The following is a 15670-nucleotide window of genomic DNA, read 5'->3' on the forward strand; positions in this document are numbered from 1 at the left end:
CGAGGGCGACACGATGAATACCGCACTGATGATGGGCATGACCTTTCTGGTGTTGACGCTCGTGTCGTGGGCGGTGGTGTCCCAGGGCAAGACATGGTTCGTGCGGCGGTCCGCGCGCGTCGGCAATGAAGTCGGCTCGAACCTCGCCGACCTGTTTATCTTTATCAACACGCAGCAGGTTGCCGCGATGAGCGCGCTCGCGGTTGTCGCGATTCCGCTCGTGGTCTATGTCGTGAGCCAGAACGTTGTGTTCACGGCCGCGGCAGTGCCGTTGAGCCTGCTTGCGCCACGTTTTCTCGTCAAACGCATTCAGACGCGCCGTCTGCTACAGATCGAGAAGCAGTTGCCCGATGCGCTGTTGATGGTCGCGAGTGCGCTGCGCGCCGGCGCGAGCTTTCCGGTTGCACTCGAAAGCGCGGCACAGGAAACACGCCCGCCCATCTCGCAGGAACTCGCGCTGCTGATCCGCGAAGTCCGCCTCGGTGTCGACATGGGCGATGCGCTTTCCCATATGGAAAAGCGTATTCCGATGCAGGACTTCCTGATGGCGACGGCCGCAATTTCGATCTCGCGCGAGGTCGGCGGCAATCTGGCTGAAACGCTCGAGACGGTCGCACGCACCTTGCGCGAGAAGCAGCAAATGGAAGGCAAGATCCGATCGCTGACTGCGCAGGGCAAGGCACAAGGCTGGGTCATGACGCTGCTCCCCGTGTTCCTGATGGTTGTATTGAGTCATATGGAGCCGGTGGCCATGGAGCCGCTCTTCAATCAGCCCGTTGGCTGGGCCACGCTCTCCGTGATCTTCGTCATGGAGTTTCTCGGCTACAAGGCGATCCGCAAGATCACGCATATCGACGTATGAACGCCATGTTCCTCGCCATCGCTTTTGCGCTCTCGCTCGGGATCATCCTTTTTGTGGTGGTGATCCTGCGCTCGCTGTCGACGCTGGGTTCGCGCGTACCCGGCGAGAACCGTGAGTTTCTCGATCCTTTGTCAACGCCGCTGCGCATTCTCTGGCCGCTGGTGCGCTTTGTCGATTTCCATTTCGGGCGGATATACCCGCCCGCGATCGTGCGTCGCGTGGAAATTCAGCTTCAGCTTACGGGGCGTAGCTATCTGCTGTCGGCGAATCAATTCATTTCTTTGTCGCTGGTGGCGATGAGCATCGCCGTCGCGATGGCGGTGCTTGTCACACACTGGCTTCAGATGGACAGCCTGCTGTTCCCGCTGGTTGCAGGTGCGCTGGGCTTTTTCCTGCCGCGGCTGTGGCTGCGCGATATCCGGGCGCGCATGGTCAGGCAGGTCACAAAACACTTGCCGGTGTATCTCGACTTCCTGACGCTGAGCATGGAGGCGGGGCTCAATATCAATGGCGCACTGATGCAGGCGGTGGCCAAGGGCCCCGCAGGGCCGCTCAAGCGCGAGTTCGAGCACGTGCTGCGCGATCTCAAATCGGGTCTGCCGCGGGCCGATGCACTGCGACGCATGGACGAGCGGCTCCAGGTTAAGGAAGTCACGAACTTCGTGAGTTCGGTGGTGCAAGCGGAGCGCATGGGCGGGGGGCTCGCGATGACCTTGCGTTTCCAGTCGGAGCAACGCCGTACCGAACGCTTTCAGCGCGCCGAAAAACAAGCCATGGAAGCGCCTGTGAAGCTGATCTTTCCGCTCGTGGTGTTCATCTTTCCTGTGACCTTTATCGTGCTCGGCTTTCCGATCGTCATGAAATTCGTTCAGCAGGGGTTGCTGTGATTGCGGGCCGCGTTCGTGCGCAAGGTGAACCGCTTGCGCTCGACCTCGAGGTCACCGCCTCGATGCTCGATCGTCTCAAGGGCTGGATGGGCAGAACGCCGATCGCGGAGCGCGATGCGTTGCTGATCCGGCCGTGCAACTCCGTCCACACGTACTTTATGCGTGAGCCCATTGACGTGGTTTTTCTCGATCGTTCGGATCGCGTGCTCGCCATTCATGCGGGCGTGCGGCCGGGACGCCTGCGAGGGCACTGGCGTGCAAGTGCCGCCCTGGAATTGCGCGCCGGGCGTAGCGCGTCGCTCGGGCTGCGCCGTGGAGATCAGCTCAGCATCGATAGCGAGGAGCGCGTTCATGCCTGATGTCTTTGCACGGGTTCTCCGACGCAAGCCCGCCTCGCGACAACGCGGACAGTCGGCCGTGGAGTTTCTCATCGCGATGCCGGTGCTCTTGCTTCTGTGTCTCGGGCTGATTCAGTTTGGTTTGCTGTACCAGGCGCGCAGCACGGTCAACTACGCCACGTTGATGGCCGCTCGCGCGGGTGCCGTGGGCAACGGCCAGAAGTCGACCATGCTTAACGGCTTCGGGCGAGGCATCGCTCCGCTGTTCGCGCATTCGACCGGACTGACGACCCAGCAGGCCGCCGTGCTCAAAGCCATCGTCGAGGCGCGCAATCCGGGCGTCACGCAGCTTACGGTCATCAACCCGACGCCGGCCGCGATGTCCGACTTCGGCCGCACGCAGTACTACGCTGGCAAGACCGTTCGCGAAATCCCGAACGACACGCTGATGTATCGCAACACCTCGGCAGGTTCGAGTTCGGGGATGTCGATCCAGGATGCCAATCTGCTCAAGATCAGCGTCACCTACTGTTATGACCTGTACGTGCCGTTTATCAATCGGGTCATTTTCTCGCTGGTGAATGGCATCAGTAATATCTACTCGACCGGGCAAACGAACGGATTGAATTTACCGGTCAAGGCCAATGGGTGTTATGCGTATTCGACGGCTTCGGGTGACTTTCGAATTCCGCTCGAATCGGAGGCCATCGTGCGCATGCAGTCACCGTATCAGGGAGGGTGACAATTGAGCGCGTCGGTACGGTATGCGAGGGTTGTCCGAACCCGTTGGCTCGGTCGCTGCCTGATAGCCGCGGCTTGCTTCATGGTCGGGTTGCCCTGTGCGTTCGCTCAGGCGTCTGTTCAAACGGTGGGCCCATCTGCGGTCCAATCAGCGCGCCCGTCAGTGGCTCAAGCTGCTGCTCAATCAGCGGCTCAATCAGCGGGCCAGGCGCCAGCCCAGACGCCAGCGCAACCGTCTCCTCGTACTTCGGTGCGCAGGGAGCCCGCGGCCTCGGCTGCAAATGCCAACGTACCTTCGCCTTCGGTGCATGGTGCTACGCCGTCGATCCCGCCAAGTGGCCTCACGTCGGTGACTGTGCTGCATGAGGAGGGTGTGGAAATCATCACGGCCAGGACAGTCAAGCCGACGCCGGTCGCCAACCCAGCGACCGCGACAGTGGCCGCCGTCGCTCCGCCCACGACTTCCGACGTTGCAGCCGCGGCCGAAGCAGGAGAGGCGAGCCGTACCCAGATGGATCCTTCAGGAATGAAGGTCGTCGCGCCGACCCAGGGCCTCGCAGCAAAGGCCGCGTCGACCATGAACGCAAGCTTGCCAACGCCTTACGCAGGGCCCCTGGATGATGATCTGCGGGGAGACCATCGTCTGCGTGCCAATCTGCTGAACGCCGATGGCACACCCAACGAAGAGGCGGATAACAGCGCGCATCGGATGATCAACGCGCGCCGGGCTCATATTCAGGCCGATCTCAAGGACGCGCTCAAGTCGTTCGACGACGGCAAGCGAAACGGAGCAAATCGTAACCAATTGAATCAGTTGCAGGCTCGGATACGCACAGACCTCGATGAAATAGATATGCTTACGCGCAGCCAGCAATCAGGAGCCCAATGAATTGAGTTTCACGGTCCGATTCCAACAACAAAGAGGGTGTGCGACCCGGTTCACGGTCGCGGCGGCGATGACGGCGTTGCTGTTATCCGGTTGCCATCACAAGCACGATGACGCGGCGTCCAGTTCCGCGAGCGCGCCCACCCAAGCAAGCGATGCATCGGGCGCGACGGCGGGTGCGGCAGCATCCGCAGCGGCACCCACGCCGATGGCGAGTACCGGCGCAGCCGGCGCAACGCCCGGCTCAGCGGCTGACCCGGCGAATGGCGCATCAAATGAAGCACCCAATGGCGCGACGGCCTCGGGTTCGTCCGCGGCCGATGCGGACACCACCGGGAAAACGCCCGAGGTCGACGTTGCGAGCCTGACGGCGGGTGCATTCGCCGTGGGTCAGACTAGCGACGACTGGTTCCGCCTCGTGGACGGCGTGCCGGACTCGCCCGGTATTCAGGTGAACCAGAACCCCTACGCATTGGTGCTCGCATTGCCGGGGCAGGCCCGCATCACGTCGTTTGCTTTTACGAGCAGCCCTCAGATTCAAGTCACGCCGCACCACATCAAGGTCGAATATTCGACGCAGGCGGCGAGTGGACCGTGGAGCGTGGCCTACGACGCGGACTTCCCCGATGCGGCGACTGTCCGGCAGGGTGTGACCGTGCGCGCAACGCTCAAGGAGCCGGTGACGGCGGGCTTCCTGCGGCTGACGCTGTCTTCATCACCGCAAGATGCGCCGTACGGCGTCGGGCTCAGTCGTTTCTCCGCCTTGGGCACACCGGGTGCAGCACCCGATGTTCGTCACGTGGCGGGTCTCTATCACTTCCCGTTGAATTTCGGCTCGAGCGGCTATGTGTTGCTGGAGCAGAACGGGGCCGGCGTCGAAGGCTGCTATTTCGAGTCCGCGCAGGACGGTGGCAACGCCGTGCACGTCGGACAGGTGCTCGGTACGATCGTCGGTGGCATCGAGCAGGGCGGCTATCTGCGCTTTATGCGCAACGACCAGCAAGCGAATGCCAGCACACCGGGCATCATGGTGTTCAGTCCCGACGGGAAAAAGGTGTTTTCGGCGCTGTTCCATGGCGATGCTCATGCGTTCTCGAATGTCGATGAAGGCGCGGGCACGTCGGTGGGGCCGACCAAGCTGAGTTGCAATGCATCAGGCAAGGCGGAAGATCCGGTCGCATCGCAGCTTGAGCAGACCGGGCATGTGCAGCTCTACGGCGTCAACTTCGATCTCGATCAGAGCACGCTGCGCGCCGATGCGAAGCCTGTGCTCGACCGGATGGCCGCGCTGCTCAAATCGCACGGCGACTGGAAGATCGAGGTCGCGGGACACACGGATACGACCGGAAGCGATGCGCACAATGTGGCGTTGTCGCAGGCACGGGCCGAGGCTGTTGTCGCTTACCTGAAGCAAGCCGGCGTGAGCAGTACGTTGACGGCCAAGGGATATGGTTCGACTCAGCCGCTGGTGCCGAACACGACCGACGCGTTGCGCGCGCAGAACCGCCGCGTCGAACTCGTCAAGCAGTGAGGCCGACGTGAATTGCCGGCATGTCGCTCCGTTTGCGCTGATATCGGCGCTTTCGTTAAGCGGCATGCCGGCGTACGCGGGCGGGATCAGCTATATCGTTGGCGGGTCGAATCCGACGCGTTTGAACACGGGCGTGACGGTCATTGCCGGGCATGCGCCGGACGCCGCGCGTGCGACGCTTTCGGTCCCGCTCCATCGCGATTCCATCTGTGCGCAATGCGGGTACGCATCCGTGGCGCCGATCATTGACGCCGCATCATCGATGGCGAATGTCGACCCGTCGCTGGTGGCGGCGGTCATCAAGGTCGAATCGGGCTTCAATCGGGATGCGACGTCGCCGCGCGGTGCGCGCGGATTGATGCAACTGATGCCGGCCACGGCGAGCCGCCTGGGCGTGTCGAATGTCGCGGATCCGGTGCAGAACATTGCCGCAGGCACGTTTTATCTCGGGGCACTGATACACCGCTTCGCCGGTAATGTGTCGTATGCTTTGGCAGCGTATAACGCAGGCGAAGCGAATGTGCGCGCATACGGTGGCATACCACCCTTTGCCGAGACGCGTGCCTACGTGCCGCAAGTGTTGTCGCAATACGCGCGGTTCCGGAGTGCCCGTGACGAGCGCGCGCAATGAATACCCGCATCGAAAGAGAACATCTCATGGACATCAGCGCTAAGACATTTCGCAACCACGCGGCTCGCACGACGGCGTCACGTACCGGGCACCGGGTTGCACGACGTGCGAACCCGACATGGGCCATGCTCGTCGCAGCGGCCTGCGCGCTCGCGGTGTCTCACGCGCATGCGGCGGCGACCTGCGACGCGCCATGGATGCACACGGGCGGAGGTTTCACATTGACGACATCGCCCGGGCATCGTTCAACGGACTTCTCCGTCACGCAATTCACCAAACGTGATGCGGATAATTGCAGTGGGGTCATGCACGCGAAGACGCAGATGTCGGTGGGTGGTCAGTCGATGCAGAGCGAAAGCGACGTCAAGTTCGAGATCGCGAGCAGCAAGGCGCACACCGAGGTGGAGAACACAGCGGGCGGCATGAAAGGACAGGCGGGTATGGGTGCACTCACCGCTTCGGTCACGGGCCAGACAACGGCCAGTATGCTGAGTTACGTCGGCGAAATCACGGGGGAGGGGCAACGTCTTCCCGGCATGCACAGCGAGGGATCGATGTCAGGTAACTTGACGGAATCCGGTGCGCAAATCGGCACGATGTCGGCGGCCAGGATCGTGACAACCACGACCGACAAGCAGGTCGGCAAGCAGGAGCAGCTCGACACCGCCATGGGTAAGTTTGCTTGCTGGCCCGTTTCGTACGATCGCAAGATCGAAGCGAACAACGTGCAAATGATGAGCCGCACGACCAATCTCACGACGGTCACACATGTTGTCGATCATTTCTGCCCGGCGGCCGGATTGGTGCTGCGGGAAGACATGACGCTCAATGGTCGGCCGACTGCGTTGGTGGTCAGCACACTGCACTAATTTCAACTTCACCGGGACGATCTCGATGTCGACACAACGAACCGTATTTTCGACGGCATGTGCTGCGGCGATAGCTGGTGCTTCGCTGATGCTCAGTGTGCAACCGGCGTTCGCACAGAATCAGGACGCAATGCAGAAGCTCGCCGCGACCGGCGTTCAGTTCGCGGGCTCGAATGCGCGTGTCGCGACGGATGTGTGCGGCGTGGATGCGGGCACCGTATCGAAGTACAAGGACTCGTCGAAGAAGAAGTTTGCGCAGGACACGAATTTCGAAGCTGACTGGCAGCTCGGCTGGCAGAAAGCGCAAAAGACCGTGACCGGCTACGTCGAGATGAAGAATCGTGATCCGAAAGAGTACGAAACGCAGAAAACAGCGGCGTGCGCGGAGATGAATCTCAAGTAATGATGTAGGCGCGATGTCAGTGCCGAACGCGAGTCGTCGCATACGGTTCACATTCGATACTCGGCTCCGCGAAGCGATACCCACGCTTCGCTTCGCGCCTGACCGATTGAGCCGGCGTTCGTTACGCGTTAGCGTTGCCGCTTGGGATGAACGAATAGCGGTCGATGTCCGTGCGCAGTTTCCACCCCTGCGCGACCCAATAGTCCGCTGCCGGGCCGTTGGTCTTGAGCACGTCGACATGAAACTTCTCAATGCCGTGAGCGCGAAGCGCCTCAGTGCAGCGCTGAACGAGCGAACTCGCAATGCCCTGTCGACGATAGGCGGGAAGCACGACGAGATGCTGTAGATAGCCTCGTTTCCCGTCATGTCCGGACATGATGCAACCGATGAAATCATCACCGGACAGGGCGACAAAGCTCAGATCGGGATTGCGTAACAGGTATCGGCCCACGGCCTCGCGCGAATCGGCGTCCCGGATCGAGACACCCGGAGTTTGCTGCATGAGAGCGATGACGGCGTCATAGTCGCCGAGAGTCATGGGCCGAAGGGTGATCACGTCGAACTCATTGCGATAGGGTTGTGCGAAGCGCACAGCGTATCAGGAATGAGTTCGAGTCAGGTTTGGGTTCGCGCTGCAAGGCGTTGCCAGACTTCGATCGAGGATCGTCGAGCGGGTTGTTAGTCAAAGGCATCGTCGCTGACGTGCCGGATCTGATCGCCATGTGGCGGGTCGGCGCTCTGATCGTCGCGAACCGGCTTATTTGCCGGATGAGGGCGCTTGTAGTCCATTGGATCGGCGCCTGACGGGATCGGGCGCGCAGTGGGATCGGGATGATAAGTGCGCTCGCTTCGCGATTTCGCTGGGCCGTTGTCAGTGCGTTGTGCCGGCTTCGAATCCGGGGTCTGCGGGGTCCGCGATGTCACGTTAGAAGAGGTAGTCATGATGATCTCCAAGTGGTCGTACCTTTCTTGCGCGCAAGGGCCGTTCCAAGGCAACGAACGATGGCACTGAGGAGAAAAGGGCGGAGATTGACGAGAGTCGCGCGGGCCTAACGCAGAAATTCAGTCTTCGCTTCGGATGAATCGGGAAATATTGATCTCGTTGATACGACTGACCGGCACTCAGCGGGACAGGATGAATAAGTACCCAGTGCAAGCCACGTGAATTGACGCGCGTATGTGCGCGTATGTCCGTGCATCGACACCCTGCGGGCATCGATGCACGCGATATGCGACTCAATCCTTGCCTTCGCGCCGTAACAACTCGCGTTTGCGGTCCACACCCCAGCGATAGCCTGCGAGGTCGCCGTCTTGTCGCACGACGCGATGGCATGGGATCGCCACGGCAATAGGGTTGGCACCGCAGGCCTGTGCAACGGCGCGCACGGCCTTGGGCGAGCCGATGCGCTCGGCGATATCGGTGTAACTGACCGTCGTGCCTGGCGGGATCTCTCTCAACGCTTGCCACACGCGTTCCTGAAACGCCGTGCCTCGCACATCGAGCGGCAAATTCAGGCCGATTTGCGGCGCCTCGATAAAGCCGATGACTTGAGCGACGAGCTGTTCGAAGCCCGTGTCGCCGCCAATCAGGTTGGCCTTTGGAAACTGATCCTGCAACTCGCGCACGAGTGCATCCGGATCGTCGCCAAGCAGAATCGAGCAAATCCCGCGTTGGCTCTGTGCGACGACGATGGCACCGAGTGAGCATTGGGCAGCCGCAAAGTGAATCGTCGCGCCGGTACCGCCTGCCCGGTAGTCGCGCGGCCGCATGCCGAGCATTTGGTCGGACGTCTCGTAGAACCGGCTGTTCGAATTGAACCCCGCGCCATAGATGGCATCCGTGACGGACGCATCGGGCGCACTGAGTTCCTCACGGACCTTGCGTGCGCGATACGCCGACGCGTAGGCCTTGGGCGTGAGACCTGTTTCCGCCTTGAATACCCGATGGAAATGAAACGGGCTCATGCCTGCGTGATGCGCGAGCGCATCAAGATTCGGCGGTGTTTCCGATGATTCGATGATGCGACATGCCTGAGCGACAAGCTCCACGCGTTCCGCCGCGGCACTGGTCTGGTCGCCATGGGCGCGCCGGCTCGCGCGATAGCCTGCCGCTTCGGCGGCCTCGGCTGAAGGAAAGAATTCGACATTCTCGCGCTTGGGCAAGCGCGCGGACGAACTCGGACGGCAATACACACCCGTCGTGCGTACCGCATAGACGAAATGCCCGTCGGCCCGCGCATCGCGTGCGGCGATAGCCTCCCAGCGCGCGTCGTCGCTTGCGTAAGGCGAATCAGGCCGAAGGGTCGAAGCCATGGTGGAGATCCCGAAGTGTTCGATCACAGTAGCAGATTCGACCCGGGCCGCAGGACAGGGCACGGGTCGGGCTGTGGATTGGGCCGCCGGTGGAGTTGCCGGACGAGCGGCGGATTGAGCCGCCTGGAATGCACGCGTTGTCATGATGTGTCACCCGAAAGAAGAACCGTGATGACAGTCTATTGACGAGCGGGATTGGGCAAACTCCGGTGCTTGCGGTTGAATTCCGGCGCCAGGCGTGAGGCCGGCGTCCGGCTGCCGATGTAATGATCTTGCCCACGTGCCAGGGTATTGCGTGTCATAGGGGGCAACATGGTGTCGCGCTTTCTTACATATGGATATTCCATTTCCTTGGTTGAGATGAGCGGACCGCACGACTACATTGATACGTTGCGTTGGGCTTTTAGCCCTGCCTTATCCCCCTGACAAAAGAATGGACATGGCTGTCAGCACTGACATCGAGATTCGCGCGTTCGACGCCCCCTTGGGCGCCGAGGTCATTGGTCTGGATCTGGGCGTTCCGCTCAGCGACGAGGCGTTTGCGCGTATTCACCGCGCGCACCTCGACCACCATGTGCTCGTGTTTCGCGATCAGCGTATTACCCCCGAACAACACATCGCGTTCAGCCGGCGCTTTGGCCCGCTACAGATTCACGTGCTTCGGCAGTTTCAGCTGGCGGGCTATCCGGAGATGCTGATCGTCTCGAACATCAAGGAAAACGGCCAGCCGATCGGGCTCGGAGATGCCGGCCATTTCTGGCACTCGGACCTGTCCTATAAGGAACAGCCGAGCCTTGGCTCGTTGCTCCATGCCCAGGAATTGCCTGCGGAAGGCGGCGACACGTTGTTTTCCAACGTCCATCGGGTTTGGGAAGAATTGCCGGCAACCCTGCGCAAGCGCATCGAAGGTCTTCGTGCCGAACATACGTATCTGGCGCGTTACGCTGAGCTGCAGCAGCGCAATCCGTGGCGGCCGAACCTGACCGCCGAGCAGGTCGCCGAGGTCAAGCCGGTCGTGCAGCCTGTTGTACGCACGCATCCGGAGACGGGGCGCAAGGCGCTCTTTGTGAGCGAGCATTTCACCACTCGCATTGTGGATCTGCCCGAGGACGAGAGCGCCGACCTGTTGCGCGAATTGTTCACCTACATCCCTCGATCCGAATACGTCTATCGCCATCAATGGCGGGACCATGATCTTGTCTTCTGGGATAACCGTTCCGTGCAGCACCTCGCGGCGGGTTGCCCCGACCACTTGCGGCGCAAGCTCTACCGGACCACGGTGGAAGGCGACACGCCGTTTTAGGCGGCGAAATAGCGTTGCCTATATGAAACCGCCGTATTAACAATTGACAATTAAATGGTTCGACGAGGAATGCCCCGTTGCTAGAGTCGATGTTCGCACCAACACACGCACTACGGGCTTCCAAAATGAAAATCACAAAACTCGGCGCCATCGCCGCCACACTGCTGCTCGCTGCCTCAAGCCTTGCTCATGCTGATCGCATCGACGACATCAAGAAGGCTGGCGTGTTGCGCGTTGCCACGTTCGACAGTAATCCGCCGTTTGGCTTCGTCGATCCGAAGAGCAATGAGATCGTCGGGCTCGATGTCGACTATGCACGCGCGGTAGCGAGCAAGCTGGGCGTCAAGCTCGAAATCCAGCCGACGAATCCGGCTAACCGGATCGCGTTCCTGAAATCGGGCAAGGTCGATCTCGTGTTTGCGAACTTCACGATCACGGACGAACGCAAGAAGGAAGTCGATTTCAGTACCCCCTACTTCGCATCGGGCACGCAATTCATTTCAAAGAAGGGCGTGCTCAAGACGGCGGATCAGCTCAATAGCCTGCGCATCGGTGCCGACAAAGGCACGACCAACGAGCAGCAAGTCCGAGCGCAATTCCCGGGCGCGACGATCGTGGCCTATGACGACACACCGTTCGCGTTCGCGGCACTTCGCACGGGCAATGTACAGGCGATCACGCAAGACGGTCCAAAGCTCGTCGCACTGCTCGCCAATGCACCCGACAAGGGGAACTATGAGATCTCGCCGTTCACGATCTCGAACGACTATGAAGGCGTTGGAGTACCCAAGGGCGAAACGCGTCTGCTGAACACCGTCAACGAGACGCTGACGGGTCTCGAATCGAACGGGTCGGCCGCAAAGATCTACGACCAGTGGTTCGGGCCCACGAGTAAGGCCCCGCTGCCGCGTCTGTTCAAGATCGGCGATCCGCAAAAGAGTTAAACGTATATCGTTGTCGATGCAGCCTGCCGTCTATCGATGGCAGGCTGCTTTTGCTATTGAATATCCAAAGCAGTGAAGGACAGTATGGAAGCGTGGCTTGAGCCGAAGTACATGGCGTGGTTGTGGCACGGGTTTCTGATGACGCTCGTGTTGTCGTTCACCGCCTGTGTCGCGGCGACGTTGTCTGGATTCGGGCTCGCCATGATGCGCAATGCCCGGCGGACTGCGGTGGCACGACTCGCAGCAGCCTACGTCCTTGTGTTCCGTAATTCGCCGTTACTCGTCCAACTGCTGTTCTGGTACTTCGGCGCGGCTGCCCTCCTGCCGCAAGACTGGATGACGTGGCTCAATACACGCCACATCCTGCATCTGGGCCTGCTCGATCTCGTCTGGCCGCCGTTCGAATTCGTTGCGGGATGGATCGGGCTCACGTGCTATACAACGGCCTTCATCAGCGAAGAATTCCGCGCAGGCATTCGTGGTGTCCGCGCAGGGCAATATCACGCGGCGGCGGCACTCGGTTTGACGCCGCTCGCGGCGTTCCGGTACGTGATCCTTCCGCAGGCGATTCGCATCGCGACGCCTTCGCTGGCCGGGCAGTATATGAATGCGATCAAGAATTCGTCGCTGACGATGGCGGTCGGGCTTGCCGAACTGTCGTATATGTCGCGTCAGGTCGACACCGAGACGTTCAAGACCTTTCAGGCGTTCGGCGTGGCGACGGTGCTCTATATTGCCACCATTGCGGTCATCGAGGTCATGCTCGTGCTGTGGCAACGCTACGGCGCGACGTCGGCGCAAGGGGGCCGGGCATGAGCACCGCCGAATGGTTTCCGACACTCCGTTACCTCCTGCTCGGCACGTTCCCGCACGGACCGCTGGGCGGCGTCGCATTGACGATCGTCATGTCGGGCCTGTCCGCCGCGCTGTCAGCTGCACTCGGGCTCGCGGGCGGCATCGCACTGGCGATGACGCGTGGCGTGGTTCATGCACTGCTGGTGGCCGTGATCGGATTTTTCAGGGCGATCCCGGTGCTCATGCTGATTTTCTGGACCTTCTTCCTGATGCCGATCCTGCTGCATGTCGATGTGCCCGGACTGGCGACGGTCGTCATTGCACTCGCGCTGATCGGCGGCGCGTATCTTTCGCACGCGGTGCTCGCGGGTATCGAGGCTGTCGGCGAAGGGCAGCGGCAGGCGGCACTGTCGCTTGGCATGACGCGCTGGCAGGCGATGCGCCACGTGCTGATGCCGCAGGCCCTTCGCATCATGGCGCCATCGTTCGTCAATCAATGGGTGACGCTGATCAAGGACACGTCGCTGGCCTATATCGTCGGAGTGCCTGAATTCACTTTCCTTGCGAATCAGGTTAACAACCGGCTGCTCGTGTATCCCGCACAGATATTCCTTTTCGTCGGGGCGATCTACCTCGTGTTGTGTTCGGCGTTACACGGCGTGGCGAGTCGAGCCCTGGCGATGCGGAAGTAACTGACGCACATGCAGCATAGACACGGTATTTATGCCGGGATCCGAAATAAATAAAACAAATTATCGCGGTGAGGCGTTGTAGGCCTATTGTCATTTAGCACGATAACGACATAGGAGACAGCCATGAGCGACGCGTCGACCGTCACGGATTGGAAAAAGGATCGCCAGCCCGGCAACTACTCGGTGTTCTCGGACGGATGGGAACAGCTTCGCGACATTCGCAAGAAGCTGCCATTGCGTGTGCTGTCCGCGGAGGACTTTGCGCACTGGCAGCGCTATGGCTATGTGATCGTGCACAACGCAGTCCCGCGCGAAAACGTCGAGCGGACCGTGCGATTTCTCTGGGAATTCCAGGAAATGGATCCCGACGATCGCTCGACCTGGGACAAGACCGAGCTGCGCCCGCACGAAATGAAAGAGATTGGCGGCGCCGGCATGGTCGAGGTCTACCATCACCAGACGCTCTGGGATAACCGCATGTATCCGCGTGTCTACGACGCGTTCGTCGACGTCTGGGACGACGAACGGCTCTGGGTGACGATCGATCGTGCGAACCTCAATCCGCCTAACGCGGGTAAACGCAAATTCGGCGGATTTATCCACTGGGATTCGGATACGACGCTCGATCCGTTACCGGTCAATTGTCAGGGTGTGCTTGCTTTGTCGGATACGAGCGAAGAGAGCGGCGGGTTTCAGTGCATCCCGGAGTTGTTCGAGAACATGAACGCCTGGCGTGCCTCCGCGCCGAAAGATCGCAACCCGTGGCAGCCCGATCTCAACACCGTTCCCTATCCGGTGCGCTTCGTGCCGATGAAGGCCGGCGATCTGCTGATTTTCAATAGCTTACTGGCGCACGGCATTCGTCCGAACACGTCGACCGACAAGGTTCGTCTCGCCCAGTACATTTCGTTCGGGCCGGCCAACGAATCGTTGCCGCAGATGCGCGACTGGCGCGTCGAGTCGTGGCGCAAGATCGAGCCGCCTTCGGGGATTGCATTCCCCGGCGATCCGCGGAATTGGGAAAAGACGCGCTATCCGCACTCGGTGCTGACACCGCTTGGCGAGAAGATTCTCGGCGCGCGGTCGTGGGAAGCGATCGAGGAATAAGCCGAAGGCGCCGGATACATCGTGCATTCGGCGCCTCTGGATCGGCCAGCCGCATCCTCTGCGTATCGCAGCGGCGAGGAGCGACTCGCTGGCGTATGCGCCTTAGAAGGGCTTGGTCGGCAAATACTTGCCATTGAGTGTGATGATCGCGCGCTTGCCGCCTTCGGGATCGTCGACGGTCTGGAAATCGAGCTTGAAATTGATCGCGCTGATGATGCCGTCGCCGAGCTTCTCATGCACGAGTGCCTTGAGGGTCGTGCCGTAAATCTGCACGATTTCATAGAAGCGGTAGATCGTCGGATCCGTCGGCACGCCTCCGGGGATGCTGCCGCGCAGCGGGATCGTTTGCAGCAGACGCACGGCGTCGTCGTCGAGCCCCAGTTTTTCAGCGACCTTTTTGGCGGCGCTTTCCGGCAGTGGATGCTGTCCCAGCAATGCCGCCGTCACGAACGCGAGGCTCAGTCCCGTTCCTTCGTTGATTTCTTCGAACGTCAGGTTCTTGCGAATCTTGGCGTCCATGATGACGTCGGTCAGCGACTGACGAGGGGCTTGGGTAACTTGCGTTTGCGTCATGGTAAAGCTCCGTTGGGCGAGGGTTCGAAGGCAGGCCTTCGAAGATAAGCGTTCAAAAAAGAAGGGCTCAAAAACAAACGTTCAGGCAGCGAGACCGAGGCGAGCCGGAACAGCGCACGTGTCCGGATGCTCGGCGAGCGAGACGTATCGGTTGTGCGCGCCGTCGAAGGCGTCGATCGAACCGGTCTCGATGTCGTAGACCCAACCATGCAAGGCGAGGCGGCCTTGTTCGAGTGCGAGCCGTACCGACGGATGTGTCTTGATGTTGGCGAGCTGTGCGATCACGTTTTCGCGGACCATCGAATCGACGCGAGCGCGTTCGTTTTGATGCTCGCGCGCTTCGTTGACGACCTTTGCCGAGTCGGCATAGCGCAGCCAGTTGCGCACGGCGGGCATGTGATCCAGGCACTTGCACGTCGCAATGGCTGTCATGGCACCGCAATCCGAATGGCCGCAGATCACGACATCGGTCACTTCGAGCGCTGCGATCGCGTATTCGACCGTCGCGGACACACCGCCCGGCTCGGGGCCGTAGGACGGCACGATGTTGCCGGCATTGCGGATCACGAACAGATCGCCGGGTTCGCGCTGCGTGACAAGTTCCGGCACGAGCCGGCTGTCCGAGCACGAGATAAACAGCGTTCGGGGATGCTGGCTCGTAGCCAGTTGCTTGAAGAGCTCCGTGCGCTGCGGAAAGGCTTCGCGCTGGAACTTCAGAAAACCGTCGATGATGTCTCGCATCGCTTGCTCCATCGGTGTGTAGGTCGGGAACCGTTGAGCGAAGAATGCGCTGCG

The 15670-nt window shown here is 60.8% G+C and carries 19 protein-coding genes; 14 read left to right on the forward strand and 5 right to left on the reverse strand.

Annotation, left to right across the window (positions count from 1 at the left end):
- Window positions 1-13: 13 nt before the first annotated feature.
- The 9 genes from ACMFWR_RS27960 (at window position 14) to ACMFWR_RS28000 (ending at window position 7148) form a co-directional block, all read left to right on the forward strand.
- Window positions 14-862, forward strand: coding sequence for a type II secretion system F family protein (locus ACMFWR_RS27960; protein WP_413195628.1), 849 nt, complete (start codon window positions 14-16; stop codon window positions 860-862).
- 5 nt (window positions 863-867) lie between these two features.
- Window positions 868-1749 carry a type II secretion system F family protein gene (locus ACMFWR_RS27965; RefSeq protein ID WP_413197369.1) on the forward strand — a complete coding sequence of 294 codons (882 nt, stop codon included), beginning with the start codon at window positions 868-870 and terminating at the stop codon, window positions 1747-1749.
- Window positions 1746-2108, forward strand: coding sequence for a DUF192 domain-containing protein (locus ACMFWR_RS27970; protein ID WP_413195629.1), 363 nt, complete (start codon window positions 1746-1748; stop codon window positions 2106-2108). The genes ACMFWR_RS27965 and ACMFWR_RS27970 overlap by 4 nt, the downstream gene beginning before the upstream one ends.
- Window positions 2101-2829: a TadE/TadG family type IV pilus assembly protein gene (locus tag ACMFWR_RS27975; RefSeq protein WP_413195630.1), complete on the forward strand. Its 729-nt coding sequence runs from the start codon at window positions 2101-2103 to the stop codon at window positions 2827-2829. Before ACMFWR_RS27970 ends, ACMFWR_RS27975 begins: the two co-directional genes overlap by 8 nt.
- Window positions 2830-3201: 372 nt before the next feature.
- A complete protein-coding gene (locus tag ACMFWR_RS27980; RefSeq protein ID WP_413195631.1) occupies window positions 3202-3717 on the forward strand; it encodes a hypothetical protein in 516 nt (171 codons plus the stop codon).
- 1 nt (window position 3718) lies between these two features.
- The gene (locus ACMFWR_RS27985) at window positions 3719-5245 is read left to right on the forward strand and encodes an OmpA family protein (protein WP_413195632.1); all 1527 of its coding nucleotides are present in this window, start codon (window positions 3719-3721) and stop codon (window positions 5243-5245) included.
- Window positions 5246-5252: 7 nt separating this feature from the next.
- A complete protein-coding gene (locus tag ACMFWR_RS27990; RefSeq protein ID WP_413195633.1) occupies window positions 5253-5876 on the forward strand; it encodes a lytic transglycosylase domain-containing protein in 624 nt (207 codons plus the stop codon).
- 26 nt (window positions 5877-5902) lie between these two features.
- Window positions 5903-6745: a hypothetical protein gene (locus tag ACMFWR_RS27995; RefSeq protein WP_413195634.1), complete on the forward strand. Its 843-nt coding sequence runs from the start codon at window positions 5903-5905 to the stop codon at window positions 6743-6745.
- Between the two features lie 88 nt (window positions 6746-6833).
- On the forward strand, window positions 6834-7148 hold the full coding sequence (locus ACMFWR_RS28000) for a hypothetical protein (RefSeq protein WP_413195635.1): 315 nt from the start codon (window positions 6834-6836) through the stop codon (window positions 7146-7148).
- A gap of 121 nt (window positions 7149-7269) precedes the next feature.
- On the opposite strand, the gene ACMFWR_RS28005 is transcribed toward ACMFWR_RS28000, so the two are convergent.
- The 3 genes from ACMFWR_RS28005 to ada all read right to left on the reverse strand — a co-directional run bounded on the left by ACMFWR_RS28005 (window position 7270) and on the right by ada (window position 9461).
- Complete coding sequence (locus ACMFWR_RS28005) at window positions 7270-7704, reverse strand: GNAT family N-acetyltransferase (RefSeq protein WP_413195636.1); 435 nt, start codon at window positions 7702-7704, stop codon at window positions 7270-7272.
- Between the two features lie 122 nt (window positions 7705-7826).
- Window positions 7827-8090 (reverse strand): hypothetical protein, encoded by a 264-nt coding sequence (locus ACMFWR_RS28010; protein ID WP_413195637.1) that lies wholly within the window; start codon window positions 8088-8090, stop codon window positions 7827-7829.
- 294 nt (window positions 8091-8384) lie between these two features.
- Window positions 8385-9461 carry a bifunctional DNA-binding transcriptional regulator/O6-methylguanine-DNA methyltransferase Ada gene (gene ada / locus ACMFWR_RS28015; protein WP_413195638.1) on the reverse strand — a complete coding sequence of 359 codons (1077 nt, stop codon included), beginning with the start codon at window positions 9459-9461 and terminating at the stop codon, window positions 8385-8387.
- Between the two features lie 439 nt (window positions 9462-9900).
- Between ada and ACMFWR_RS28020 the strand changes: the two genes are divergently transcribed.
- From ACMFWR_RS28020 to ACMFWR_RS28040, 5 genes are all read left to right on the forward strand, one after another.
- Window positions 9901-10764 (forward strand): TauD/TfdA dioxygenase family protein, encoded by an 864-nt coding sequence (locus ACMFWR_RS28020; protein ID WP_413195639.1) that lies wholly within the window; start codon window positions 9901-9903, stop codon window positions 10762-10764.
- Between the two features lie 125 nt (window positions 10765-10889).
- A complete protein-coding gene (locus ACMFWR_RS28025; protein WP_413195640.1) occupies window positions 10890-11708 on the forward strand; it encodes an ABC transporter substrate-binding protein in 819 nt (272 codons plus the stop codon).
- Between the two features lie 84 nt (window positions 11709-11792).
- Entirely contained in the window at window positions 11793-12524 is a 732-nt protein-coding gene (locus ACMFWR_RS28030; protein ID WP_413195641.1) for an amino acid ABC transporter permease, read from the forward strand.
- Window positions 12521-13195, forward strand: coding sequence for an amino acid ABC transporter permease (locus ACMFWR_RS28035; RefSeq protein WP_413195642.1), 675 nt, complete (start codon window positions 12521-12523; stop codon window positions 13193-13195). Before ACMFWR_RS28030 ends, ACMFWR_RS28035 begins: the two co-directional genes overlap by 4 nt.
- A gap of 123 nt (window positions 13196-13318) precedes the next feature.
- A complete protein-coding gene (locus tag ACMFWR_RS28040) occupies window positions 13319-14302 on the forward strand; it encodes a phytanoyl-CoA dioxygenase family protein (protein ID WP_413195643.1) in 984 nt (327 codons plus the stop codon).
- A gap of 102 nt (window positions 14303-14404) precedes the next feature.
- On the opposite strand, the gene cynS is transcribed toward ACMFWR_RS28040, so the two are convergent.
- Both cynS and ACMFWR_RS28050 read right to left on the reverse strand, forming a co-directional pair.
- A complete protein-coding gene (gene cynS / locus ACMFWR_RS28045; protein ID WP_413195644.1) occupies window positions 14405-14875 on the reverse strand; it encodes a cyanase in 471 nt (156 codons plus the stop codon).
- Window positions 14876-14956: 81 nt separating this feature from the next.
- Window positions 14957-15616, reverse strand: a complete 660-nt coding sequence (locus ACMFWR_RS28050) for a carbonic anhydrase (RefSeq protein WP_413195645.1) — start codon at window positions 15614-15616, stop codon at window positions 14957-14959.
- Between the last annotated feature and the right edge of the window lie 54 nt (window positions 15617-15670).

The organism is Pararobbsia alpina (genome assembly GCF_965118125.1).
GTDB lineage: Bacteria > Pseudomonadota > Gammaproteobacteria > Burkholderiales > Burkholderiaceae > Pararobbsia > Pararobbsia alpina_A.

Excerpts from the sequence above, each read along its gene's own strand:
- ada (WP_413195638.1), bottom strand. The coding sequence starts at position 9,461 with ATGGCTTCGACCCTTCGGCCTGATTCGCCTTACGCAAGCGACGACGCG.
- ACMFWR_RS28010 (WP_413195637.1), bottom strand. The coding sequence starts at position 8,090 with ATGACTACCTCTTCTAACGTGACATCGCGGACCCCGCAGACCCCGGAT.
- ACMFWR_RS28020 (WP_413195639.1), top strand. The coding sequence starts at position 9,901 with ATGGCTGTCAGCACTGACATCGAGATTCGCGCGTTCGACGCCCCCTTG.
- ACMFWR_RS28050 (WP_413195645.1), bottom strand. The coding sequence starts at position 15,616 with ATGCGAGACATCATCGACGGTTTTCTGAAGTTCCAGCGCGAAGCCTTT.
- ACMFWR_RS28025 (WP_413195640.1), top strand. The coding sequence starts at position 10,890 with ATGAAAATCACAAAACTCGGCGCCATCGCCGCCACACTGCTGCTCGCT.
- ACMFWR_RS28030 (WP_413195641.1), top strand. The coding sequence starts at position 11,793 with ATGGAAGCGTGGCTTGAGCCGAAGTACATGGCGTGGTTGTGGCACGGG.
- ACMFWR_RS27975 (WP_413195630.1), top strand. The coding sequence starts at position 2,101 with ATGCCTGATGTCTTTGCACGGGTTCTCCGACGCAAGCCCGCCTCGCGA.
- ACMFWR_RS28035 (WP_413195642.1), top strand. The coding sequence starts at position 12,521 with ATGAGCACCGCCGAATGGTTTCCGACACTCCGTTACCTCCTGCTCGGC.
- ACMFWR_RS28000 (WP_413195635.1), top strand. The coding sequence starts at position 6,834 with ATGCTCAGTGTGCAACCGGCGTTCGCACAGAATCAGGACGCAATGCAG.
- cynS (WP_413195644.1), bottom strand. The coding sequence starts at position 14,875 with ATGACGCAAACGCAAGTTACCCAAGCCCCTCGTCAGTCGCTGACCGAC.
- ACMFWR_RS27960 (WP_413195628.1), top strand. The coding sequence starts at position 14 with ATGAATACCGCACTGATGATGGGCATGACCTTTCTGGTGTTGACGCTC.
- ACMFWR_RS28040 (WP_413195643.1), top strand. The coding sequence starts at position 13,319 with ATGAGCGACGCGTCGACCGTCACGGATTGGAAAAAGGATCGCCAGCCC.
- ACMFWR_RS27995 (WP_413195634.1), top strand. The coding sequence starts at position 5,903 with ATGGACATCAGCGCTAAGACATTTCGCAACCACGCGGCTCGCACGACG.
- ACMFWR_RS27965 (WP_413197369.1), top strand. The coding sequence starts at position 868 with ATGTTCCTCGCCATCGCTTTTGCGCTCTCGCTCGGGATCATCCTTTTT.